Origin of the sequence: Nocardioides marinquilinus (genome assembly GCF_039543705.1) — a bacterium.
GTDB lineage: Bacteria > Actinomycetota > Actinomycetes > Propionibacteriales > Nocardioidaceae > Nocardioides > Nocardioides marinquilinus.
In genome coordinates this window covers 72,191-92,936 of sequence record NZ_BAABKG010000005.1, presented here as the reverse complement: position 1 = coordinate 92,936, position 20,746 = coordinate 72,191, and the positions used below count along the sequence as shown (strand labels likewise).

The 20,746-nt window shown below is 74.7% G+C and carries 25 protein-coding genes; 21 read left to right on the top strand and 4 right to left on the bottom strand.

The genetic code is table 11. The features are described 5' to 3' along the window. Positions 1 to 143: 143 nt before the first annotated feature. The 8 genes from ABEA04_RS18350 (at position 144) to ABEA04_RS18315 (ending at position 9,472) form a co-directional block, all read left to right on the top strand. The gene (locus tag ABEA04_RS18350; protein WP_345462087.1) at positions 144 to 1,313 is read left to right on the top strand and encodes an LLM class flavin-dependent oxidoreductase; all 1,170 of its coding nucleotides are present in this window, start codon (positions 144 to 146) and stop codon (positions 1,311 to 1,313) included. Next, complete coding sequence (locus tag ABEA04_RS18345) at positions 1,310 to 1,843, top strand: NAD(P)H-dependent oxidoreductase (RefSeq protein ID WP_345462084.1); 534 nt, start codon at positions 1,310 to 1,312, stop codon at positions 1,841 to 1,843. Before ABEA04_RS18350 ends, ABEA04_RS18345 begins: the two co-directional genes overlap by 4 nt. Then, a complete protein-coding gene (locus tag ABEA04_RS18340) occupies positions 1,840 to 2,355 on the top strand; it encodes a flavin reductase family protein (RefSeq protein ID WP_345462081.1) in 516 nt (171 codons plus the stop codon). Before ABEA04_RS18345 ends, ABEA04_RS18340 begins: the two co-directional genes overlap by 4 nt. A gap of 13 nt (positions 2,356 to 2,368) precedes the next feature. Then, positions 2,369 to 3,676, top strand: coding sequence for an FAD-dependent oxidoreductase (locus ABEA04_RS18335; protein WP_345462078.1), 1,308 nt, complete (start codon positions 2,369 to 2,371; stop codon positions 3,674 to 3,676). Between the two features lie 124 nt (positions 3,677 to 3,800). Next, a complete protein-coding gene (locus ABEA04_RS18330) occupies positions 3,801 to 4,520 on the top strand; it encodes a hypothetical protein (protein WP_345462075.1) in 720 nt (239 codons plus the stop codon). An 85-nt stretch (positions 4,521 to 4,605) separates the two neighbouring features. Then, on the top strand, positions 4,606 to 6,663 hold the full coding sequence (locus tag ABEA04_RS18325; RefSeq protein ID WP_345462072.1) for a histidine kinase: 2,058 nt from the start codon (positions 4,606 to 4,608) through the stop codon (positions 6,661 to 6,663). Beyond that, positions 6,660 to 8,801, top strand: coding sequence for a sensor histidine kinase (locus tag ABEA04_RS18320; protein WP_345462069.1), 2,142 nt, complete (start codon positions 6,660 to 6,662; stop codon positions 8,799 to 8,801). The genes ABEA04_RS18325 and ABEA04_RS18320 overlap by 4 nt, the downstream gene beginning before the upstream one ends. After that, entirely contained in the window at positions 8,798 to 9,472 is a 675-nt protein-coding gene (locus ABEA04_RS18315) for a response regulator transcription factor (RefSeq protein ID WP_345462066.1), read from the top strand. Before ABEA04_RS18320 ends, ABEA04_RS18315 begins: the two co-directional genes overlap by 4 nt. 5 nt (positions 9,473 to 9,477) lie before the next feature. Here the strand turns inward: ABEA04_RS18315 and ABEA04_RS18310 are convergent, their stop codons facing one another. Next, a complete protein-coding gene (locus ABEA04_RS18310) occupies positions 9,478 to 10,557 on the bottom strand; it encodes a serine hydrolase domain-containing protein (protein ID WP_345462063.1) in 1,080 nt (359 codons plus the stop codon). A 41-nt stretch (positions 10,558 to 10,598) separates the two neighbouring features. Here ABEA04_RS18310 and hemQ point away from each other — a divergent pair, with 41 nt between their 5' ends. Then, the gene (gene hemQ, locus ABEA04_RS18305; protein ID WP_345462059.1) at positions 10,599 to 11,339 is read left to right on the top strand and encodes a hydrogen peroxide-dependent heme synthase; all 741 of its coding nucleotides are present in this window, start codon (positions 10,599 to 10,601) and stop codon (positions 11,337 to 11,339) included. A gap of 64 nt (positions 11,340 to 11,403) precedes the next feature. Further along, positions 11,404 to 12,114, top strand: coding sequence for a hypothetical protein (locus ABEA04_RS18300; protein WP_345462056.1), 711 nt, complete (start codon positions 11,404 to 11,406; stop codon positions 12,112 to 12,114). 16 nt (positions 12,115 to 12,130) lie between these two features. Here ABEA04_RS18300 and ABEA04_RS18295 read toward each other — a convergent pair whose 3' ends face one another. Continuing rightward, positions 12,131 to 13,501 (bottom strand): FAD-binding oxidoreductase, encoded by a 1,371-nt coding sequence (locus tag ABEA04_RS18295; protein ID WP_345462053.1) that lies wholly within the window; start codon positions 13,499 to 13,501, stop codon positions 12,131 to 12,133. Continuing rightward, a complete protein-coding gene (locus tag ABEA04_RS18290) occupies positions 13,498 to 13,896 on the bottom strand; it encodes a hypothetical protein (RefSeq protein WP_345462050.1) in 399 nt (132 codons plus the stop codon). Before ABEA04_RS18290 ends, ABEA04_RS18295 begins: the two co-directional genes overlap by 4 nt. Positions 13,897 to 14,033: 137 nt before the next feature. Here ABEA04_RS18290 and ABEA04_RS18285 point away from each other — a divergent pair, with 137 nt between their 5' ends. Together ABEA04_RS18285 and ABEA04_RS18280 are read left to right on the top strand one after the other, a co-directional pair. Further along, positions 14,034 to 15,164, top strand: coding sequence for a helix-turn-helix transcriptional regulator (locus tag ABEA04_RS18285; protein WP_345462047.1), 1,131 nt, complete (start codon positions 14,034 to 14,036; stop codon positions 15,162 to 15,164). Between the two features lie 104 nt (positions 15,165 to 15,268). Then, complete coding sequence (locus ABEA04_RS18280; protein ID WP_345462044.1) at positions 15,269 to 15,727, top strand: hypothetical protein; 459 nt, start codon at positions 15,269 to 15,271, stop codon at positions 15,725 to 15,727. Between the two features lie 3 nt (positions 15,728 to 15,730). Here ABEA04_RS18280 and msrB read toward each other — a convergent pair whose 3' ends face one another. Continuing rightward, positions 15,731 to 16,177, bottom strand: a complete 447-nt coding sequence (msrB, locus tag ABEA04_RS18275; RefSeq protein WP_345462041.1) for a peptide-methionine (R)-S-oxide reductase MsrB — start codon at positions 16,175 to 16,177, stop codon at positions 15,731 to 15,733. A gap of 133 nt (positions 16,178 to 16,310) precedes the next feature. On the opposite strand from msrB, the gene ABEA04_RS18270 reads away from it, so the two are divergent. The 9 genes from ABEA04_RS18270 (at position 16,311) to ABEA04_RS18230 (ending at position 20,739) form a co-directional block, all read left to right on the top strand. Then, positions 16,311 to 17,390, top strand: a complete 1,080-nt coding sequence (locus tag ABEA04_RS18270) for a DNA polymerase domain-containing protein (RefSeq protein WP_345462039.1) — start codon at positions 16,311 to 16,313, stop codon at positions 17,388 to 17,390. A 42-nt stretch (positions 17,391 to 17,432) separates the two neighbouring features. Further along, positions 17,433 to 17,684, top strand: coding sequence for a hypothetical protein (locus ABEA04_RS18265; protein WP_345462037.1), 252 nt, complete (start codon positions 17,433 to 17,435; stop codon positions 17,682 to 17,684). Next, positions 17,606 to 18,574: a tyrosine-type recombinase/integrase gene (locus ABEA04_RS18260; RefSeq protein WP_345462034.1), complete on the top strand. Its 969-nt coding sequence runs from the start codon at positions 17,606 to 17,608 to the stop codon at positions 18,572 to 18,574. The genes ABEA04_RS18265 and ABEA04_RS18260 overlap by 79 nt, the downstream gene beginning before the upstream one ends. A 367-nt stretch (positions 18,575 to 18,941) precedes the next feature. Beyond that, positions 18,942 to 19,127, top strand: coding sequence for an excisionase family DNA-binding protein (locus ABEA04_RS18255; protein ID WP_345462031.1), 186 nt, complete (start codon positions 18,942 to 18,944; stop codon positions 19,125 to 19,127). Beyond that, on the top strand, positions 19,127 to 19,390 hold the full coding sequence (locus ABEA04_RS18250; RefSeq protein ID WP_345462028.1) for a hypothetical protein: 264 nt from the start codon (positions 19,127 to 19,129) through the stop codon (positions 19,388 to 19,390). Before ABEA04_RS18255 ends, ABEA04_RS18250 begins: the two co-directional genes overlap by 1 nt. Beyond that, positions 19,387 to 19,626 (top strand): hypothetical protein, encoded by a 240-nt coding sequence (locus tag ABEA04_RS18245; RefSeq protein WP_345462025.1) that lies wholly within the window; start codon positions 19,387 to 19,389, stop codon positions 19,624 to 19,626. The genes ABEA04_RS18250 and ABEA04_RS18245 overlap by 4 nt, the downstream gene beginning before the upstream one ends. After that, positions 19,623 to 19,958, top strand: a complete 336-nt coding sequence (locus ABEA04_RS18240; protein WP_345462022.1) for a hypothetical protein — start codon at positions 19,623 to 19,625, stop codon at positions 19,956 to 19,958. The genes ABEA04_RS18245 and ABEA04_RS18240 overlap by 4 nt, the downstream gene beginning before the upstream one ends. Then, positions 19,955 to 20,230: a hypothetical protein gene (locus ABEA04_RS18235; protein WP_345462018.1), complete on the top strand. Its 276-nt coding sequence runs from the start codon at positions 19,955 to 19,957 to the stop codon at positions 20,228 to 20,230. Before ABEA04_RS18240 ends, ABEA04_RS18235 begins: the two co-directional genes overlap by 4 nt. Continuing rightward, the gene (locus ABEA04_RS18230; RefSeq protein WP_345462015.1) at positions 20,227 to 20,739 is read left to right on the top strand and encodes a hypothetical protein; all 513 of its coding nucleotides are present in this window, start codon (positions 20,227 to 20,229) and stop codon (positions 20,737 to 20,739) included. Before ABEA04_RS18235 ends, ABEA04_RS18230 begins: the two co-directional genes overlap by 4 nt. Positions 20,740 to 20,746: the final 7 nt, after the last annotated feature.

Below are 20,746 nucleotides of genomic sequence, written 5' to 3'. Positions count from 1 at the left end.
CATGCCCGCCCGGACCGAGCTCGCTCCGCTCGCGCTCATCGATGTTCCGCCGAACCGGGCTCGCTCCGCTCGCGGTTCGGCGGGCTCGCTGCGCAAGCTCGCCTGCACTCACCCCCGTTCCCCTCTCTCCCCGGAGGTTCTTCATGACTGACCAGTCCCAGCTCCGTTTCCACTGGTTCCTGCCGACCAACGGCGGTGACGGCCGGCAGGTGGTCGGTGGGGGCCACGGCGTGGCCGCCGGGTCGTCCGGGCGGCCGGCGTCGGTGTCGTACCTCGGGCAGGTCGCCCGGGCCGCCGAGGACGTCGGGTTCGACGCCGCGCTGACGCCCACCGGCGCGTGGTGCGAGGATGCCTGGCTCTCCACCGCCATGCTCAGCCAGGTCTCGGAGCGGCTGCGGTTCCTGGTCGCGTTCCGGCCCGGCATCGTCTCGCCGTTCCTGGCCGCGCAGATGGCCGCGACGTTCCAGAACATGAGCGGCGGCCGGCTGCTGCTCAACGTCGTCACCGGCGGCGAGAGCCACGAGCAGCGCATGTTCGGCGACTTCCTCGACAAGGACGAGCGCTACGCCCGTTGCGACGAGTTCCTCGAGATCGTGCGCCGGCTGTGGGCCGGCGAGACCGTGACCATGGACGGCGAGCACCTCCGCCTCGAGGACGCCACCCTGCAGCAGCGCCCCGACCCGCTGCCCGAGATCTACTTCGGCGGGTCCTCGCCGGCCGCGGGCACCGTCGCCGCCCGGCACGCCGACGTCTACCTGACGTGGGGCGAGCCGCCGTCCGCGGTGGCCGAGAAGATCGAGTGGATCCGCAAGCTCGCCGCGGAGGAGGGCCGCGAGGTCGACCGCCCGATCCGCTTCGGCATCCGCATGCACACCATCACCCGCGACACCAGCGAGGAGGCGTGGGCCGAGGCACGGCGGCTGCTCGACGGCATCGACCCCGCCACCATCGAGCGGGTGCAGGCGGGCCTGCGCGGCAGCGAGTCCGAGGGCCAGCGCCGCATGCTCGAGCTCAACGGCGGCAGCAAGGACGACCTCGAGATCCACCCCAACGTCTGGGCCGGCGTCGGCCTGGTGCGCGGCGGGGCCGGCACGGCGCTCGTCGGCAGCCACACCGAGGTCGCCGACCGCATCGAGGAGTACGCCGACCTCGGCATCGAGGAGTTCGTGCTCTCGGCCTACCCGCACCTCGAGGGCGCCTACTGGTTCGGCGAGGGCGTGCTGCCGATCCTCGCCGAGCGCGGCCGGTGGACCCACCCGCACCCGCCGCGGCAGCAGGCCGCCTCGGTGCCGTTCGCCGGAGGTGGCCGGTGACCGCCCGCACGGCCGTCGTCGTCGGCAACCCCAAGCCGGCCTCGCGCACGCTCGTGGCCGCCGTCCACGTGGCGCGCGAGCTGACCGGCGCCGAGCCCGACCTCGTCGTCGACCTCGCCACCGTCGGCCCCGGCCTGCTGGTGCAGGACGACGCCGCCGTGCGCGAGCTGGTCGCCCAGGTGGCGGCGGCCGACCTCGTCGTCGCCGCCTCGCCCACCTACAAGGCCACGTACACCGGCCTGCTGAAGCTCTTCCTCGACCGGTTCGCCCCCGACTACGGCACCGGGCTGACCGGGCTCGCCGTCCCGCTCATGCTGGGCGCCGGGCCGGGCCACGCGCTGGCCCCCGAGCTGACCCTGCGGCCCGTGCTCACCGAGATCGGCGCGACCGTGCCGGTGCCCGGCCTGTTCGTGCTCGACGCCGCCCACGACGACCCCACCGCCTACGACGCCTGGCTCGCCCGTGCCCGCCCGGTCGTCTCCGCCCTGCTCGACGCCCGTCGGGCCACCCTCACCGGAGGTGCCGCGTGACCGTCTTCTCGCCCTTCCCCACCAACCAGGACCTCGACCCGGCCCGGCTTCGCGAGGCGTTCGGGGTCTTCCCGAGCGGCGTCGTCGCCGTCGCCGCCGAGGTCGACGGACGCCAGGTCGGCCTCGCCGCGTCGTCGTTCACCTCGGTGAGCCTCGACCCGCCGCTGGTCTCGTTCTCGGTGGCCAACTCGTCCAAGACCTGGCCCGACCTGCGCCGGGCCCGCCACCTCGGCGTCACGATCCTCGCCGACCACCACGGCGCGGTCTGCCGCCAGCTCGCCGGGCCGGTCGACGACCGCTTCACCGGCGTGGCCACCTCGGTCACCGCCGACGGGGCCGTCACCCTCGACGAGGGCCTCGCGCGCTTCGACTGCTCGATCCACCGCGAGCTCGAGGCCGGCGACCACACCATCGTGCTGCTGCTGCTGCACGCCGTCGACCACGCCGACCAGCGCACCGCCGGCCAGCCCCTGGTCTTCCACCGCAGTGGGTTCGGGAGCGTGGCCGTCTGAGAGCCTGGACGGCGTGCGTGCGGTCGTCGTCGGCGGGGGAGTGGCGGGGCTCGTCGCCGCCCGCGACCTGACCGCCGCCGGCCACGAGGTCGTCGTCCTCGAGGCCACCGACCGCGCCGGCGGCAAGATCCGCCGCGCCCAGGTCGGCGGCGCCACCGTCGACGTCGGCGCCGAGGCGATGGTCAACCGTCGTGCCGACGGGGTCGGCCTGGCCCGCGAGCTCGGGCTCGACGTCGTCCACCCGGTCGTCGCGTCGTCGCGGGTCTGGACCCGCGGCGCGCTACGACCCCTGCCGCGCACCCTGCTCGGCTGGCCGCTCGACCTCGACGGGCTCGCCGCCTCGGGCGTGCTGTCCGACGAGGGCCGCGAGCGCGCCCTCGCCCCGCGCGACGTGCCGGCCGGTGACGAGATCGACGACGACGTCGCCGTCGGCGACCTCGTCGCCGCCCGCTTCGGAGACGAGGTGGTCGAGCGGCTCACCGAGCCGCTGCTCGGCGGCGTCTACGCCGGCCGTGCCCGCGGCATCTCCACCCGGGCCGCAGCACCGGTGCTGCTCGACCTCGCCCGCGGCGCCGACCTGCCCGTCGGCGACCCGACCGTGCCCGTCTTCGCCGCCACCCGCGGCGGCATGGGCGCCCTGGTCGAGCGGCTGGCCGACGGCCTCGACGTGCGCACCGGCGTCACCGTCCGCTCGCTCCGGCGCACCGCCGCCGGGTTCGAGGTGGCCGGCGAGCGGGCGGACGCCGTGGTGCTCGCCGTCCCGGCCGCCCCCGCCGCCCGGCTGCTCGCCGACCTCGCCCCGGGCGCGTCGGCCGAGCTGGCCGCCGTCGAGTACGCCTCGGTCGCCGTCGTCACCCTGGCGTTCGCGGCCGCCGACGTGCCCGACGCGGTGCGCGAGGCCTCCGGCTTCCTGGTGCCGCCGGTCGACGGCCGCCGCATCAAGGCCTCCACCTTCACCAGCAGCAAGTGGGGCGCGGCCCACGTGGGCGCCGGCGACGACGTCGTCCTGCTGCGCACCTCGGTCGGCCGGCTGGGGGAGGAGCGGCTGCTGCAGCGCCCGGACGACGACCTCGTCGCCGCCTCGCTCGCCGACCTGCACGAGGCCGTCGGCCTCGCGGCCACGCCCGTCGACGCGCTCGTGCAGCGCTGGGGCGGGGGGTTGCCGCAGTACCCCGTCGGGCACCTCGGGCGGGTCGCGCGGGTGCGCGCCGACGTCGCCCGCACGCCCGGCCTCGCCGTCTGCGGCGCCGCCTACGACGGGGTCGGGGTCGCCGCCTGCATCGCCTCGGGCCGGGCCGCCGCCCGGGACGTCGCGCCCTGACCCACCGGCCGCGCCGGGACCCGGCGCGACCCCGGGTCGGTGCGGCCGTCCCTGGGCCGCGGGACGCGCGGCACCGCACCGTCGGGTCATCTCGTCCGACACTCCAGAAAGCGAACCCCCCGAGATGACCACCCAGATCACCACCCACAACCCCGTGCGCAGCGACCTCCCCGCCGGGGAGCTCGACCTGACCCCCGCCGTCCCCCGACCCGGCCGCGGCTGGGCGGTCGCGGGCGTCGCCGCCGCGCTCAGCGCCGTCGCCGGCACCGTCTGCTCCTTCTCGATCCTCTCGGTCTACGACGACGACCTCGCCGGCGACGCCGAGGCCATCGCCGCCGACCTCGGCGACAAGGTCGTGTTCATGGTGGGCTTCCACGTCTTCCAGACCCTGGCCGCCGTGCTCATGGCCGTCTTCGCCCTCGGCCTGTTCCGCCGTCTGCGCGCCGCCCTCCCGGCCGACTCGCTGCTGCCCGCGCTGGCCGCCTTCGGCCTGCTCGGCACCTCGGTCGTCGTCGTGCTCGGCGCGGGACTGGACACCGAGTTCGCCTTCGCCGCCGCCGACGAGGGCACCGTCGTCCCCGAGGCGCTGGTGGTCTACAACCATTGGATCGGCACCATCCCCGCGGTGTGGGTGCTCACCGGCCTCACCGGCCTCGCACTGTTCGGCGCGGCCCGCCAGGGCGCCCTCGCCCGCTGGGTCGGCCTCGTCGGCCTCGTGCTCGGCGGGCTGTCGCTGGTCACCGGCGTCTCGCCGCTGCAGTACATGGCCGGCCTGACCGGCACGCTGATGCTGCTCGTCGTGGCCGCCGCCCTCGCCCTCGGCGACCGGGCCCACCGCGCGTAGGGCCCCGCGCACACCATCCGCTGTCCCGCCGGTCGTTCCTCCGTGTCCCTGCCCGGAGGGACACGCGCGCGGGCAGGATGTGCGCGTGTCGGTGCGCCCGCGTCTCCTCGCGCTGCCGGCGGCCGGGCTCGTCGTCCTCGTCGTCGCGGTCGTCTCCGACCTCGGCCACCCGGCCGACAGCCTCGTCGGGCGGCTGGTGCCCGACCCCTCGTGGGGCTACGCGGCCACCGGGCTGGTGCACCTCGCCGTCGCGGCCGCCGTGCTCGGCCTCGGCGCCCGCCGACGCCTCGGGCTGGTCGTCGCCGTCGTCGGCGCCACCTGGTGCCTCGCGGGGCTGGTGCGCGCCGTCGTCCGCAGCGCCCCGGTCGCCGGGGCCCCGACCGACGGCGGGCTCGGCGCCGTCCGGACGACGCTGCTCTGGCTCGTCGACGCCACCACCGGCCCCCTGGCGGTCGGGCTCGGGGTGCTGCTGCTCGTCTTCCCGACCGGCTCGCTGCTCGCGGGCCGGTGGGGCCGGGTCGGCCGGGTCTCGGTGGCGGTGGCCGCCGTCCCGCTCGTGCTGCTGGTGCTCGCGCCGGTGCCGCTGACCATCTCGCCCGACCCCACCGCCTACGACGCCGACCTCGCCGCGCTCGACCCCACCGTCGTCCCGGGGCTGGCCGGCTCCGGCCCCGCGCTCGCGGTGCTGCTGAACCTCGGCTACGTCGCCTTCCTGGCCGGCCCCGTCGCCACCGTCGTGGTGCGCTACCGCGCCTCGGCCGGCCTCGAGCGCGACCGGATGCGCTGGCTGGTGTGGGGCGTGCTCGTGGTGACCCTCGGCGTGGTCACCGGTCAGTTCCTCGGCCTCACCGGCACCGGCACCCTGTGGTTCCTGGTGCAGGTGAACGTCGTGGTGGTGTGCCTGGCCGTCGCGGTCGTCTACCCCGGCGTCGTCAGCATCGAGGACCTGCTCGCGCGCACCGTCGTCGTCGGCGGCCTGTCGGTGCTGCTGGTCGCCGTCGACCTCGCCGTCGTCGCGCTGCTGACCCGGCTGCTGGGCGACTCGCTCGCCGAGCGCGACGTGCTGCTGGCCGTGCTGCTGCTCACCGCGGTCGCCTACGCCCCGCTGCGGGTGCGCCTGACGGCGCTCGCGCGTCGCCTGGTGCACGGCGACCGAGACCAGCCGTACGGCGCGGTGGCCGGGCTGGCCGCCGGGCTCGAGTCCGCCGCGGACGCCGACGCCCAGCTCGCCGCGGTCGCGCGCTCGGTGGCCCGGGCCTTCGGCGTCGCCTACGTCAGCGTCGAGGTCGACCGGCCGAGCGGCGAGCGGCTCGTGGTCAGCCTCGGCGCGCGGCCCGACCGCACCCGCACGCTGCCGATCCGCTACCGCGACGAGACGGTGGGCCGCCTGGTGCTGCCCACGCGCGGCCTCCGCACCCGGCTGAGCCGGCGCGACGAGCGGCTGCTCGGCGACCTCGTGCGCCAGGCCGCCACCTTCGCCCGCACGATCCGGCTCGCCGAGGAGCTGCAGCACAACCGCGAACGGTTCGTCGTGGCCCGCGAGGAGGCGCGCCGACGCATCCGCCACGACCTGCACGACGAGCTCGCGCCGACCCTCGGCGGCGTGGTCTTCCAGGTCGAGACCGCCACCGTGCTGCTCGACCGCGACCCGGCCGCGGCCCGGGCGACCATCGCAGCCACGACCACCGACCTCAAGGACGTCGTCGCCCGGGTGCGGCGGCTCGTGCACGACCTGCGGCCACCGGCCCTCGACGACCTCGGCCTCGTCGAGGCGCTGCGCCAGCACGGCCTGACCCGCCCGCTGCCGGTCGGGGTGGCGAGCGACCCCGCCGTCGCGGTGGGCCTGCCCGCCGCCGTCGAGGTGGCGGTCTACCGGATCGCGGTCGAGGCGCTCGACAACGTCGTGCGGCACGCCCGCGCCGGGTCGGCGAGCGTGCTGCTGCTGGGGCCGACGTCCGGGCGCCGGCGCGTCGTCCTCGAGGTGCGCGACGACGGCGTCGGCATCCCGGCGGGCGTCGAGGCCGGCGGCGGCCTGACGACGCTGCGCGAGCGGGCCGCCGAGCTCGGCGGCCGGGTCGAGGTGGTCTGCCCGCCCGAGGGCGGCACCGTGCTGCGGGCCACGATCCCGGTGCGGGCGGCATGAGCGCCGTCCGGCCGGTGCGCCGCGCCGTCGCCTGGGCGCCGCTGGCGGCGTGCGTGCTGGTGCTCGGCGCCATCGCCGTCCTCGAGCTGCGCTTCCCCACGCGGGCCGGGGAGTGGGACTTCTCCAGCGAGTCCGGCGCCTGGACGTCGATGCAGGGGCTCACCCTGTGCACCGCCGGGGCGCTGGTGCTGCGGCGCGGGCAGCGCCGGTTCGGCTGGCTGCTCGCGGTCTTCGGCGGCATGTGGGCCGTCGACGGCCTGCTCGAGAGCTACGTCCGCGTCGGGGTCGGCACCGACGGCGCCTGGCCCGGCTCGAGCCTGGCCATCTGGCTGGTGGCCCGGTTCTTCGCCGTCCTGCTGCCCACGCTGGTGCTGCTGCTGGTGCTCTTCCCCGACGGACGGTTCCCGCGCGGGTGGGCCGGGGTGTTCGCCAAGGTGGCGATGGCCGGGCAGGTCGTCGCCGTCGCGGTCTTCCTGGTGGTGCCCTACTCCCGCTTCGACCGGCCGCTGGACCTGCCCCCCGGGCTCGACCTCGACCTCACGACCGTCGACGCGCTCGCCGGCGTCTCGTCCGCGCTGGTCCCCCTCGCCCGTTCGCTCCTCGCCCTCGGCCTGCTCGTGCCGCTGGTCACCGTCACCGTGCGCTACCGCAGCAGCCGCGGGGTCGAGCGCGACCGCCTGCGCTGGCTGCTGTGGGGCGTGCTGGTGACCGTGGTCGCGGTCACCGCGGTCTCGCTGCTGGGCCTCGACGGCTGGCCGGTGCTGGCCTCGCTCGTCACCGTCCCGTTCGTGGCCATGACGGTGGCGATCCTCGACCCGACGCTGGTGCGCATCGACGAGCTGCTCAGCCGCACCGTCGTCTTCGTCGTCCTGTCGGTCTCGGTGATCGTCGTCGACCTCGCCGCGCTGGCCGCCCTGACCCGGCTGGTCGACGACCGGCCGGGCGACCGGCAGGTCACCGTCGTGGTGCTGCTGCTCTCGGTGCTGGTCTACAACCCGCTGCGCACCGTGCTGCTCGGCTGGGCACGCCGGCTGCTGCTCGGCGAGCGCGGGCAGCCGTACGACGTCGTCGCCGGGCTCGCCGAGACCCTCGAGTCGACCGACGACACCGAGCGGCAGCTCGCCGCGGTGGCCGACGCGGTGGCCCGCGCCTTCGGCGTCGACCACGTGTGCGTCGAGGTCGACCGCGGGGGCGGCGAGCGGGTCGTCGCCGTCGTCGGCGAGCCGCCCGAGCGGGTGCGCAGCCTGCCGATCACCTTCCAGGGCGAGCAGGTCGGCCGGCTCGTGCTGCCCGCCCGCGGCGTCCGTGCCCCGCTCGGCCGCACCGACGAGCGGCTGCTCGGCGACCTCGTGCGGCAGGCCGCGTCGGCCGCCCGCACCACCCGGCTCGCCGCCGAGCTGCAGGAGAACCGCGAGCGGCTCGTCACCGCCCGCGAGGAGGAGCTGCGCCGCATCCGCCGCGACCTGCACGACGGCCTCGGCCCCACGCTCGGCGGCGCCGTCTTCCGGCTCGAGACGGCCAGGCTGCTGGCCGTCACCGACCCCGACGGTGCCCGCAGCCAGCTCACGGCCGCCACGAGCGAGCTGCAGGACGTCGTGGCCGACGTCCGCCGGCTCGTGCACGACCTGCGCCCGCCCGCCCTCGACGACCTCGGCCTGGTCGGCGCGCTGCGGCAGCTGGCTCGGCGCGACGACGGCCTCGAGGTCACCGTCGAGGCCGATGGGCTGCCCGCCTCGGGGGCCTCGGCGCTGCCCGCGGCCGTGGAGGTCGCGGCCTACCGCATCGCCGGGGAGGCGCTGACCAACGTGCGCCGCCACGCCGCCGCCACCCGGTGCCGGGTGCGGCTCGCCGTCGAGGACGACGTCCTCGTGGTCGAGGTGACCGACGACGGCGTCGGCGTCGACCCCGCCCGCCAGGCCGGCGTCGGCCTCCTCGCGCTGCGCGAGCGCGCCGGCGAGCTCGGCGGCACGAGCGAGCTGGTCTGCCCGCCGGGGGGCGGCACCGTCGTCCGCGCCCGGCTGCCGCTGCACACGCCCGCCGGCCCGCCCGCGGACCCTGCCGTCTCCGACGCGCCCGACCCGCCCGGCCCGCCCCACGACCCCGACCGCTCGCTGCCCCGCGAAGGAGCCCTCGCATGACCACGACGACCGCCCCCACCGACATCCGCGTCGTCGTGGTCGACGACCACCAGATCGTGCGCGACGGGCTCGTGGCGCTGCTCGGCGCGCTCGACGGCGTCGAGGTCGTCGGCTCCGCGCACGACGGCCGCGACGCGCTGCACGTCGTCGAGGAGTCCGCGCCCGACGTGGTCGTCATGGACATCCAGATGCCGCACCTGGACGGCATCGAGGCCACCCGCTTCATCACCGGAAAGCACGCCGAGGTCAGGGTCGTGATGCTGACGATGAACGAGGAGGACGACACCATCCTCTCGGCGCTGCGGGCGGGCGCCTCGGGCTACCTGCTCAAGGGCTCGGGCGCCGAGGAGGTGCACAACGCGATCCGCGCGGCCGCGGGCGGCGGCATGGTCTTCGGGGCGTCGCTGGCCGGCAAGGTCGCCTCCTACTTCGCCTCGGCGACCGCCCCGGCGCAGGCGGTCGACGACCCGTTCCCCGAGCTGTCGGAGCGGGAGCGGTCGGTGCTGCACATGCTGGCCGCGGGCAGGTCGAACGACGCCATCGCGGGCGAGCTGTACGTGTCGAACAAGACGGTGCGCAACACGGTCTCGACCATCTACGCCAAGCTGCACGCCGCCGGCCGCGCCGAGGCGATCGTCAAGGCGCGCGAGGCGGGGTACGGCCGCGCCTGAGCGCCTCAGGCGCCGGTCGTGCCCTCGACCAGCTGCCACACCGGCTCGGCGCGGTCGGGGCCGCCGAGGCCGCGGGTCAGGTAGGCCGCGCCGTGGCGCCGGCCGTAGGACCACCACGCGCTGCAGCCGCCCGCCCCGCCCATGCCGAGCTCGTCGTCGTCCACCTGCAGGCCGCACGTCCACGCGACGTGGCGGTCGAGCACGAGGTCGTGGCCGCTGGCCTGCGCCGTGGTGAGCGCGGCGTGGGCGTCGGGGCCCAGACGCGTGGCGACCGGGCCGCCGGGCGTCATCAGGTCGTCGTAGAACCGGGCCAGGCCGCGGGCCGAGGCGTGCAGCGCGATCGCCGGGAAGCTGGTGCCGCGGAACCGGTCACCGTTGAGGACGGCGGGGTCGAGCAGCCCGGCCGGCCGGCCGAGCGCGGGCCCCCAGCGCGGGTCGGCCAGGTAGTCCCCGGCCCAGCCGGGGTCGAGCGCCACCAGGTCGGCGACGCGGTGGCGCTCCGCGGGCGGCACCCGCAGGTGCAGGTCCCACCCGTGCTCGGCGGCCAGGGCGGCGAAGCGGTCGGCGAGGTCGCCGCCGGTCGCCCGGCGCACCAGCTCGTCGCACAGGTGGCCGTAGGTGAGGGCGTGCTCGGCCACCGCCTCGCCCGGCGGGTGCACGGGCTCGGCCGCCTCGAGCAGCGCCACCAGCGCGTCGCGGTCGTCGAAGGGGACGTCGGCCGCCCCGGGCGGGAAGCACGGCAGTCCGGCGGCGTGGCTGAGCACGTGGCGCACGGTGGTGGCCGCCTTCGGCGACCCGGCCCGCGCGTACCCGGGCCACACCTCGACGACACGCTGGTCGAGACCGAGCCCGCCCGCGGCGACGACGTCCAGCACGGTGAGCGCCGCGAAGGGCTTGGCGACCGAGTACGTCATCACCAGCGTCGCGGCGTCCCACGGCAGCGAGCCGGGCCGGTCGCCGCGGGTGCCGACGTGGTGCTCGGCCACGACGTCACCGTCGCGGACGACGCACACCGCGGTGCCGGGGTCGCCGCCGGCCGCGTGCGCGTCGTCGAGGAGGCGGGCAAGGTCGGTCCGGAGGTCCACGGGCACCATCCTCCTCGGCACCGATCTGCACAATGGGAGGCATGAGCGAGGAGCAGACCGACTCCCAGACCAACGCCGCCCGGCTGCGCGAGATCAACGCCACCGTGCGCTACACGATGTGGTCGGTCTTCCGGCTCGAGTCGCCCCTGGGCGACGGCACCGACGGCACCGACGGGGCCGACCGGGCGGCCGAGGCCGCCGAGCTCGAGAAGCTGCTGGCCGAGCTGGCCGAGGGCGACGTCGTCGTCCGCGGCGTCTACGACGTGAGCGGGCTGCGGGCCGACGCCGACGTGATGCTGTGGGTGCACGCGGCGACGTCCGAGCAGCTGCAGGAGGCCTACCACCGGCTGCGCCGCACGGCGTTCGGACGCCGCCTCGCCCCGGTGTGGTCGCAGATGGCGCTGCACCGCCCGGCGGAGTTCAACAAGAGCCACGTGCCGGCGTTCCTCGCCGACGAGGAGCCGCGGGCGCACGTGTGCGTCTACCCGTTCGTGCGCTCCTACGAGTGGTACCTGCTGCCCGACGAGGAGCGGCGCGACATGCTCAAGGAGCACGGCATGCAGGCGCGGCCCTACCCCGACGTCCGCGCCAACACCGTCTCGTCGTTCGGCCTGGGCGACTACGAGTGGATCCTCGCCTTCGAGGCCGACGAGCTGCACCGCATCGTCGACCTGATGCGCGACCTGCGCGCCAGCCGCGCGCGGCGGCACGTGCGGGAGGAGATCCCGTTCTACACCGGCTCGCGGGTCTCGGTGGCCGACCTCGTCGACCGCCTGCCCTGACCCCGGGTGGGCCTCGCCTGATCCCAGCCCGGAACCCCGCACGCAGGTGACCCGTCCCACTCCCATGACCACCGTCCGCACCCGTCCGCGCTCCGCCTCCCGCACGCTCGTCGCGATCGCGGCGAGCGCCGCCCTCCTGCTCGGCGCCACCGCCTGCGGCGACGGCGACGACGGTGAGGCGCAGGCCTCCGACCCCGCCGGCACCGATCCGTCCCAGCCGCAGGACGACGCCTCCGCCGACGTCCCGGCGCCGCCTGAGGTGCCGGCGGCCCCCGGCCCGGTGAGCTCGGACGGGCTGGCGATGGTGATGGACACCGGCGACGGCCCCGAGCTGTGCCTGGGCGCGATCGCCGAGTCCTACCCGCCGCAGTGCAGCGGGCCCGCGATCACCGGCTGGTCGTGGGCCGACCAGCAGGGCGTCTTCGAGAAGCAGGGCGCGACCCGGTGGGGCCAGTTCGCGGTCACCGGCACCTGGGACGGCGAGACGTTCGGCGTCACCGAGGCCACCCCGGCCGCGCTGTACGACCCGATGGGCGCGCCGACCGGCGAGGGGCCCGGCGACCTGCCCGAGCCGGCCGAGCGCCTGTCCGACACCGAGCTGCAGCGCATCGCCGAGGAGGTCGGCGCCGACCTGCCGGGCGCCCAGGGCGCCTACGTCGAGCGCGGCCACGTGCTCGCGACCGTCACCTACGACGACGGCACCCTGCAGGCCTGGGCCGACGAGGCCTACGGGGCCGGCGTCGTCGTGGTGACCGGCGCGCTGCTCGACGCCTGACCGGCCGCTGACAGGCTCAGACCGGGTGGTTCGCCACGACACGGCGGTCGGGGTCGAGGCGGTCGCGGGTGGCGCCGAGCCGGGCCCAGTCCTCACCGTCGTAGCCGCCGGCCACGTCGACGCGACGGTCGGCGAAGTTGAGCACCCGTGAGGCGAGCGACCACGGTGCGAGCGCCCGCACGACCTCGGACGTCGCCGCGAGCCCGGGCGCGACCGCCTCGGGCACCGGGGTGACCGCGAGCGCGAACAGCAGGTAGGCGCCCGGGAGCGACGGCAGCGCGCCGTCCACGGTCGCCGGCCGGGCCAGCGCCCCGCCGAGCTGGCGCAGCTCGGCGAACATCAGCGAGGTCTCGGCGTCGGGGCCGACGAGCGCGAGCAGCGCCTCGATGGCCTCCTCGTCGAGCCCGCCCAGCACGGCGTGGTCGCTGACGGCGGGGGTGGGCGCGGGCGGGTCCATGTGGACGCCGAGCAGCCCGGCGGCCGGCATCCGCGCGAAGGTGTCCATCTCGGGCTCGAGGGCCCGCAGCGGCGCGAGCAGCGCGGCCGCGGCGTCGTCGTCCTCGAGCACGGCGCCGTCGACGACCACGAGGCGTCGTCCGCTCAGGAACGGCGGCAGCTGCGGCAGCGGCGGGAAGCTCATCACCCGCAGCGAGGTGGTCAGCGAGTCGGGAGCGTCGCGGGTGACCTCGGCCCAGGCGCGCAGCACCGCCGGGGCGTGTCCGACCTCCCACAGCAGCATGCCAGCGTAGACGTCGGCGATCGGCAGCAGCTCGATCTCGAGCCCGACGACGACGCCGAGGTTGCCGCCACCGCCGCGCAGCGCCCAGAGCAGCTCGGGCTCGGTGTCGGCGTCGGTGTGCACGAGCGTGCCGTCGGCGGTGACGACGTCGGCGGCGACGAGGCTGCTGCAGGCCAGGCCGTGGCAGCGGCCGTAGAACGACAGCCCGCCGCCGAGCAGGTAGCCGGCGACGGCGACGTCGGGGGCGCTGCCGTGCAGGGCGGTCAGGCCGTGCGGCGCGGCCGCGGCGACGACCTCGGCCCACTGGGTGCCGCCGGCGACGCGGGCGGTGCGATGCTCGGGGTCGACCTCGACGCCGGTCAGCTCGTGCAGGCGCAGCAGGACGACGTCGTCCAGGCCCTGCTCGGCGAGGGCGGCGGCGCCGTGGCCGGTGCTCTGCGGCGCGACGCGCAGCCCGGCGGTCGCGGCGGCGCGCACGACGGCGGCGACCTCCTCGACGGTGCGCGGCACGGCGACGGCCGCGGGGCGTTGGTCCACGGCGACGTTCCAGGGCGTGCGGGCGGCGTCGTAGCCGGGGTCGCCGGGCAGGTGCAGCTCGCAGCGGCCGCGCAGGGCGGCGGCGGGGCGGAGGTCGGTGGCGGTGCTCATGGTGCGTCCTTCGTGGTGTGGGTGGTCTGTTCGGTCTGGGTGGTGTGAGTGGTCCGGGTGGTGGGGACGGGCCGCAGCGCGACGAGCTGGCCGGGCAGCGGGAGGCGCGGCACGCGCTGGAGGTCGACGGTGACGTCGTGGGCGTCGAGCTCGGCCAGGCGCTCGACGACGACGTCGAAGGCCTCGGCGGCCGTGACGACGTCCGCGGCGAGCACGACGAGGCCGGCGAGGTCGGCGACGCCGCGGCCGGCGGCGTCCAGGTCGTCCTCGACGCGACGCAGGCACAGCGCGACCTGGGCCGGCAGGTCGTCGTCGTGGACGAGGCGGCCGAGTGCGTCGACGGGGGCGGTGTCCTGGCGGGCGTCCTGGCGGGCGTCCTGGGCGGTGGTGGTCACGGCGAGGACTCTGCGTGCCGGCGACCCCCGGCGACGATCCCGTGAGGCCGGGGAGATGCGGACGGCGGCCCTGGGTGGTCTAGTCCCCCCAAGGATGTGGGATGTCGCCGGCGGGGCTCGTCGCGCACACTTCCGGGGTGGTGACCGCCCTGACCGCTGCCCGCGTGCGCGGGGACGTCGACGTCCTCTCGCGGGCCGGGCTGCCGCTGCAGGAGTTCCTCGACGAGGCGACCGCCTCGCTCGGGCGGGCGGTGCCGTGGGTCGCGGCGTGCGTCGGCACCCACGACCCCACCACGCGGCTGCTCACCGGCTCGCACAAGTTCGGCGACCTGCACGGCGTGAACGAGCAGGACCTGCTGTTCGGCCAGATCGAGTACGCCTCCGACGAGGACACCTCCTACCGCCACCTGTTCGGCGGCGAGGTCGACGCGGTCGGCATGAGCCTGCGGCACCGCGGCGAGGTCGAGCGCTCGGAGCGGATGAGCCGACTGATGGTGCCGCACTTCGGCTACGCCGACGAGGCGCGACTGGCCTTCCGCGACGGACGCCGCGCCTGGGGTGGCCTCGCGATCTTCCGCGGCGGCGACGACCCGTCCTTCGCCGAGGCCGAGGTCGACTTCCTGGCCTCGTTGTCGACGGCGTTCGCGCGCGGCGTCCGGGGTGGGGTGCTGGCGCGGCTCTCGGCCGCCGGTCACGCCGGGGGCGCCGGCCCGGCCGTGCTGGTGGTCGCCGCCGACGACCGCGTCGTGCAGGCCAGCCCCGGCGCCATGGCGTGCCTCGACGCGCTGCGGGCCGGCGGCGCGGCGGTCGGCGACCCGATGGCGATCGTGGCCAGCCTGGTGGCGACGGCACGGCGGTCGGCGTCCGGCGACGGCTCGGCGCAGCCGCGGGCCCGGGTGCGCCTCGAGGGTCGGTGGATGGTGCTGCACGCCTCGCCGCTCTCGGGTCTCGGCGACCGCGCCGGCGAGGTGGTCGTGACGATCGAGGAGGCCCGGCCGCCGGAGATCGTGGCGCTCGTCGTCGCCGCCTTCGACCTGACCCCGCGCGAGCGCGACGTCACCCAGCTGGTGCTGCAGGGCGTGGACACCAAGGAGATCGCCGCCACGCTGCACCTGTCGACCTACACCGTGCAGGACCACCTGAAGTCGGTCTTCGACAAGGCCGACGTGCGCAGCCGACGTGAGCTGATCGCGCGGATCTACTTCGACCAGTACGTGCCGCGGCTGAACACCGAGCTCGACCCGTCGGGCTGGTTCGCCTCGGTGTGAGTCCGGCGGTCCGGCGTCCTGCGCCGGACAGACTCGACGCACCACCCACCAGGACCACGGCTGTCGCTCGGCAGAGACGGGTTCTCCCGCTCGAGGAGACCCGTGTGACCAGGATCGTGATCGACGACGTCGATGGCCCCGAGGACCTGCTGCGGGCGCTCGCCGCCGTGCAGACGGCCTTCGCCTCGGGGCGGGCCGACTACGCCGCCCGGCAGGAGTACTTCTCGCGGCCGTCCGACGGGCCGGGCGGTCCGGGCGGGCGGGACGGGCCGGTACCGCCGTTGTCGCGACTGCGGCCGGGCGAGGTGCGGGCGATCGTGCCCGACCTGCCGTCGCCGGCGCGGTTCGCGCCGTGCCCGCGGCGGGGCGCGCACGTGCGGCTCGAGGACTGCTGGTCCTGCTGGAGCGACGTGCGGCGCGGTGCCTGCGCGGCGGTCGACGTCCTCGCGCCCGAGGCGTGGGACGTCGCGCTGCGGGCGCTCACGTCGTCCGGCGACAGCCCGCTCGAGGGGTCGGACGGACTCGACAGTCCCGACGGCCCCGACGGCCCGCCGGGCTCGTGACGGTCAGGCGCGGGCGTCGTCCGACGGCGTCTGCGCCGGCTCGCCCGTCCCCTGGCCGACCGGCTCGAGGGTCAGCGAGATGCTGTTGATGCAGTAGCGGTCGCCGGTGGGCGTGCCGTAGCCGTCGGGGAAGACGTGGCCGAGGTGCGAGCCACAGCTGGCGCAGCGCACCTCGACCCGCTTCATGCCGAGGGTGGTGTCCTCGAGGTACTCGATCGTGTCGCTGATCGGCTGGTAGAAGCTCGGCCAGCCGCACCCGGAGTGGAACTTGGTGTCGGACTCGAACAGCTTCGCCTGGCACGCCTTGCAGCGGTAGACGCCGGTGGTCTCGGTGTCGGTGTACTCGCCGGTGAAGGCGCGCTCGGTGCCGGCCTGGCGGAGCACCTGGTACTCCTCGGGGCTGAGCTCCTCGCGCCACTGCTCGTCGGTCTTCTCCACCTCGTACGCCATGCCCTCCAGCCTACGGGTGGCCGCCCACCGGTCGGGGCGGCGACGGCGACGGAACCAGCTCATGCCGCCAGCCTAGGTCGGCGTCCGGCGGGGGAGGGTCGCACGGCGGTCCGGCGGTCCCTAGGCTCGGCGCATGCCCAAGGCGCCGGCGGTCGAGGTCGAGGCGGGAGGTCGCGCGGTCCGCGTCTCCAGCCCCGACCGGGTCATCTACGAGGCGACAGAGCGCACGCCCGAGGTGACCAAGCTCATGGTCGCGCAGTACTTCGCGAGCGTGGACGACGGCCTGATGCGCGCCCTCCGCGACCGCCCGACGGCGCTCGAGCGGTGGACGTCGGGGGTGCGGCCGGGCATGAAGCTGGCCACCGGCCCGCAGGACCGTGACGCCGACGCGTTCTACCAGAAGCGGGTGCCCAAGGGGGCGCCCGACTACCTGGAGTCCGTCGAGATCACCTTCCCCAGCGGCCGTACGGCGGAGGAGATCTGCCCGACCGAGATCGCGGTGCCGGTCTGGTGCGCGCACATGGGCACGCTGACCTTCCACCCGTGGCCGGTCCGGCGGTCGGACGTCGACCGCCCCGACGAGCTGCGCATCGACCTCGACCCGCAGCCCGGCACCGGGTTCGCGGACGCCGTGCGCGTTGCGGGCCTCGTCCGCGAGCTGCTCGACGAGCTCGGCCTGGTCGGCTACGCCAAGACCAGCGGCAACCGCGGCGTCCACGTCTACGTGCGCATCGAGCCGCGGTGGGACTTCACCGACGTGCGGCACGCGGCGATCGGGCTCGGCCGCGAGCTCGCGCGCCGCGACGACGGTGTGACGGTGGAGTGGTGGAAGGAGGAGCGGGGCGAGCGGATCTTCGTCGACTACAACCAGAACAACCGCGACCGCACCATCGCCTCGGCCTACTCGCTGCGCCCGATCCCCGGCGCGCCGGTCTCCACCCCGGTCACGTGGGACGAGCTCGCCGCCCTCACCGACCCGGCCGAGCTCAACCTGTTCACCGTGCCGGAGCGGCTCGCCGACGGTGACCCGTGGGCCGGCATCGACAACGAGTCGTACTCGATCCAGCCGCTGCTCGACCTGTGGGAGGGCCAGGGCGCGGTCGAACTCAGCTTCCCGCCGGACTACCCGAAGATGCCGGGCGAGCCGCCCAGGGTCCAACCATCGCGAAAAGTGGCCGCACACTGGGACAACGCCGGAAATCGAGTGCTCTAGCCAGGTGGCTACAACGCTCACTCCACGGATAACCTAGGGTCCGTGCGAGATGAAGGCAAGGACCACATCCTCATGACCCGCGACGACCTGCGAGAGGTCGTCAGGGAGGCCAGCCGCCCCAGTGGGTCGATGCCGCTGTACCTGACGCTGGTGGGATCGGCGTGGGCATCAGCCGCGCTCAGTGTGCTGATCGCGGACTCAGCCGAGGGGACCCTGTGGGCCTCATTCGTCGGCGGGATCGTCGCCATCATTGTCGGCATCGCCTGGGGTATCGCCCCGAAGCGCGACCGATAGTGCCTGAGCGCCTGCAGGACCTCGCGGCGAGTTTTGCCCGCCATCTCAGAGCCGAGCGGAAGGCTGCGAGGACCGTCGTCATCTACGGCCAGTCGGTGCGCTTCTTTTCCGACTGGCTCGAGGCGCAGGGTCGGCCGGCCACCCTCGACGAGCTGACCCGCTCGGCGCTGCGCGAGTGGCTAGCCCAGCTCAACGAGGTCAACTCCGCCGCCACGGTCAAGACCCGCTACCGGGGGATGTACCGGTTCTGCGGCTGGCTCATCGACGAGGACGAAATCACCACCAACCCGCTCGACGGGATCAATCTCGATCCGCCACCGATGAAGCCCGTGCCGGTCCTCTCCGACGACGAGCTGACCGCCATCCTCAAAGCCTGCACCGGCAAGACCTTCAACGACCGTCGTGACGAGGCCATCGTCCGGCTCCTGCTCGACTGCGGCCTGCGCGTCTCCGAGCTCTGCGGGCTCTCGGTCGACGTCGACCTCAACGGCGGCACCGCCATGGTGCTCGGCAAGGGCGACAAGCCCCGGGCCATCTACTTCGGTGCCCGCACCACCGTCGCGCTCGACCGGTACCTCCGTCAGCGCCGCTCCCACCGCTGGGCACACCTCCCACAGCTGTTCCTGACCCAGCGCGGCGCCCTGAGCCCCGACGGCGCCCGCGACCGCATCAAGCTCCGCGGCAATCAGGCCGGCATTCCCGACCTGCACCCGCACCGGTTCCGCCACACCTGGGCTCACGACTTCCTCGTCAGCGGCGGCCAGGAGCGCGACCTCAAGCGCCTCGCTGGCTGGTCCTCCGACGCCATGCTCGAGCGCTACGGCAACTCCGCGGCCGACGCCCGTGCCAAGGCCGCAGCCCGGCGGATGAGTCGGGGCGACCGGGTCTGAACCGCGTCACGGTGGAGGAACGTTTGCCAGTTCTGCAAAGCCACCGGTGGAAAACCTGTGGGTCGCGGAGTTCTTCCACGCGCGTTACCGAATCGTTATATCCCCAGCCTGAGGTGTCCACTTGTGCGGCGTCTGACGGCGTCTGACGGCGTGCGTGGGCGTGTGACGACGTGTGGCGTGTGTCCACACCGAGGCTGTGAATGCCACGGGTGTCGTTCTGTCCCCAAATCCGCGTGGATGGGACTGCGCGTTGTCGAGGTGGACGTCTAGCGTCATGTCTCGACAGCAGCACAGAGCCCCCAACGATCAACTTTGGCGAGATGGCGTCGGGGGCTCTGCCAGACCTCACAAGGAGGCGTGCCCCAGCATGGCACTTCGACGACTCATCAGTCGCACCAACGCGGCTCGGATGCTCGACGAGAGCACCCGCACCATCGACCGCCGCATCGAGCGCGGCGAACTCACCGCCTACCGCACCGGCACTCGCAGCGTCCGCCTGGACGCCGCCGAGGTCGAGGCCCTGGCCGTCCCCATGGAGCGGGAGGCCGTGTGATGACCAACGACCCCCACACCGACCCGATCGTGCGCAAGAAGGCCATCCTCAGCATGGCCGGCCGCAAGGGCGCCCACGCCTCGTGGGCCCGCACCCTGAACCGCTCGGCACGCACCTCAGCGGCCAGAGCCGCGCTCGACGCCAAGTTCCTTGCAGAAGCCGATGGAGATCCCAAACGCGCCGAGAGCCTGCGCCGCGCCTACTTCGCTGACCTGGCACTTCGTAGCGCCCAGGCCCGCCGCAACCGCAAGGGGGCGGCATGAGCAAGCGCTTCAACCAGTCCGACCCGACCGCCAATCAGGCCGTCGCCAACGTCATGCGTGAGCGCGACCGCGCGCCACGCAGGAAGCTCCTCGCCGAGTTCCCCGACGTCTTCGGCGACCTCATGCCGCACGAGGCCAAGAAGGTCGCGCTCGCCGCCTTCGTGGCGGCCGACAACGACCTGCTGGCCATCACCCGCGAGCACCTCGAGGCCGCCAAGCGGGAGGTGCGCGGATGACTCGGCACCTGCGCATCAAGATCGAGTCCGCCAGCTGCGCGCTCGCCACCGGATACGGAGCCAGGGACCTCATCGAGGAGGTCTGCAAGAAGGCGCCCGTGCGCGCGGTGCTCTCCAAGGGTTGGGTCGTCCACCCGCGCCGCATCCCCGACCTCGTCGCTGTCGCCGAACAGCGCAACTGGGACATCACCGTGACCGGCGAGACGCCGGCCGTGACTTGGCCTGCCGTAGGCCAAGAAGGTCGTCCTCATCAAGATGGAGGTCTTCCTGAACCCCGAGCGCGAGATCGTCAACTTCGCGCAGGTTCGAGCCTGGACACGCTGCTGTGGTGAGCGCGTCGCTCGAGGTGGACATTAGTAGCCCGCCGAGCGACATCGGTGTCGACGACGGATACGACCGCCGCCTGCTGTTCCCGCTCATCGACCACGCCCCCGACGGCGTCCACATCGTCGTCAGGGTCGGCGAGCGCACCTACGTGGCGCCCGACACCGCCCGCCTGCTGCACGAGCTCGACGGGCGATGCAACGTCCGCATCGTCGGCACTGACCAGCGCGCCGTCGATCGGTACTTCAAGGCCACCGAGACAGGGGAGACGCCCTGGTGAGCGACCAGCGGCTCTGGGCTCGGCACTTCCTCGACGAGTGGCTCGCGCGCTCCGGTGACCCGCGGATGCCGTACTGGCTGCGGGTCACTGCCCTGGCCTACGGCAGCCACGCCAACAACGGCCACGCCCGCTTCAAACGCGGCGAGATCGCCCTGGTGCTTGGCGGGGTCGACGAGCACGGTCGGGTCAGGCCACACGCCAACGTCGGCCGCGAGATCGACCGTGCCGTCGAGTACGGGTGGCTCGAGCTCGGCTCCTACTGGGGCTGTCTGATCGTGCCCGCCCACTCGGTACGTAAGGGCGAGATGTTCGCCAAGCCCGCGCCCTGCCCGCTGGCTGAGAAGCACAAGCGCGAACGCGCGAACAGCTCAGTGAGTGAACGGTTACGGGTCGTTTCTTCAACCTCAGGTGAGCGGTTCGCGCACGAAAGAGCTCACTCAGTGAGCGGTTCGGAGCGTGCGGGCCTCTCCTCTGATCTGTCCCCCACCCGGCAACCGGAGGCGTCATGATCACCCG

Excerpts from the sequence above, each read along its gene's own strand:
- ABEA04_RS18295 (WP_345462053.1), bottom strand. The coding sequence starts at position 13,501 with ATGAGCACCGCCACCGACCTCCGCCCCGCCGCCGCCCTGCGCGGCCGC.
- ABEA04_RS18320 (WP_345462069.1), top strand. The coding sequence starts at position 6,660 with ATGAGCGCCGTCCGGCCGGTGCGCCGCGCCGTCGCCTGGGCGCCGCTG.
- ABEA04_RS18240 (WP_345462022.1), top strand. The coding sequence starts at position 19,623 with ATGACTCGGCACCTGCGCATCAAGATCGAGTCCGCCAGCTGCGCGCTC.
- ABEA04_RS18300 (WP_345462056.1), top strand. The coding sequence starts at position 11,404 with ATGACCACCGTCCGCACCCGTCCGCGCTCCGCCTCCCGCACGCTCGTC.
- ABEA04_RS18330 (WP_345462075.1), top strand. The coding sequence starts at position 3,801 with ATGACCACCCAGATCACCACCCACAACCCCGTGCGCAGCGACCTCCCC.
- ABEA04_RS18255 (WP_345462031.1), top strand. The coding sequence starts at position 18,942 with ATGGCACTTCGACGACTCATCAGTCGCACCAACGCGGCTCGGATGCTC.
- msrB (WP_345462041.1), bottom strand. The coding sequence starts at position 16,177 with ATGGCGTACGAGGTGGAGAAGACCGACGAGCAGTGGCGCGAGGAGCTC.
- ABEA04_RS18315 (WP_345462066.1), top strand. The coding sequence starts at position 8,798 with ATGACCACGACGACCGCCCCCACCGACATCCGCGTCGTCGTGGTCGAC.
- hemQ (WP_345462059.1), top strand. The coding sequence starts at position 10,599 with ATGAGCGAGGAGCAGACCGACTCCCAGACCAACGCCGCCCGGCTGCGC.
- ABEA04_RS18350 (WP_345462087.1), top strand. The coding sequence starts at position 144 with ATGACTGACCAGTCCCAGCTCCGTTTCCACTGGTTCCTGCCGACCAAC.
- ABEA04_RS18270 (WP_345462039.1), top strand. The coding sequence starts at position 16,311 with ATGCCCAAGGCGCCGGCGGTCGAGGTCGAGGCGGGAGGTCGCGCGGTC.
- ABEA04_RS18245 (WP_345462025.1), top strand. The coding sequence starts at position 19,387 with ATGAGCAAGCGCTTCAACCAGTCCGACCCGACCGCCAATCAGGCCGTC.
- ABEA04_RS18250 (WP_345462028.1), top strand. The coding sequence starts at position 19,127 with ATGACCAACGACCCCCACACCGACCCGATCGTGCGCAAGAAGGCCATC.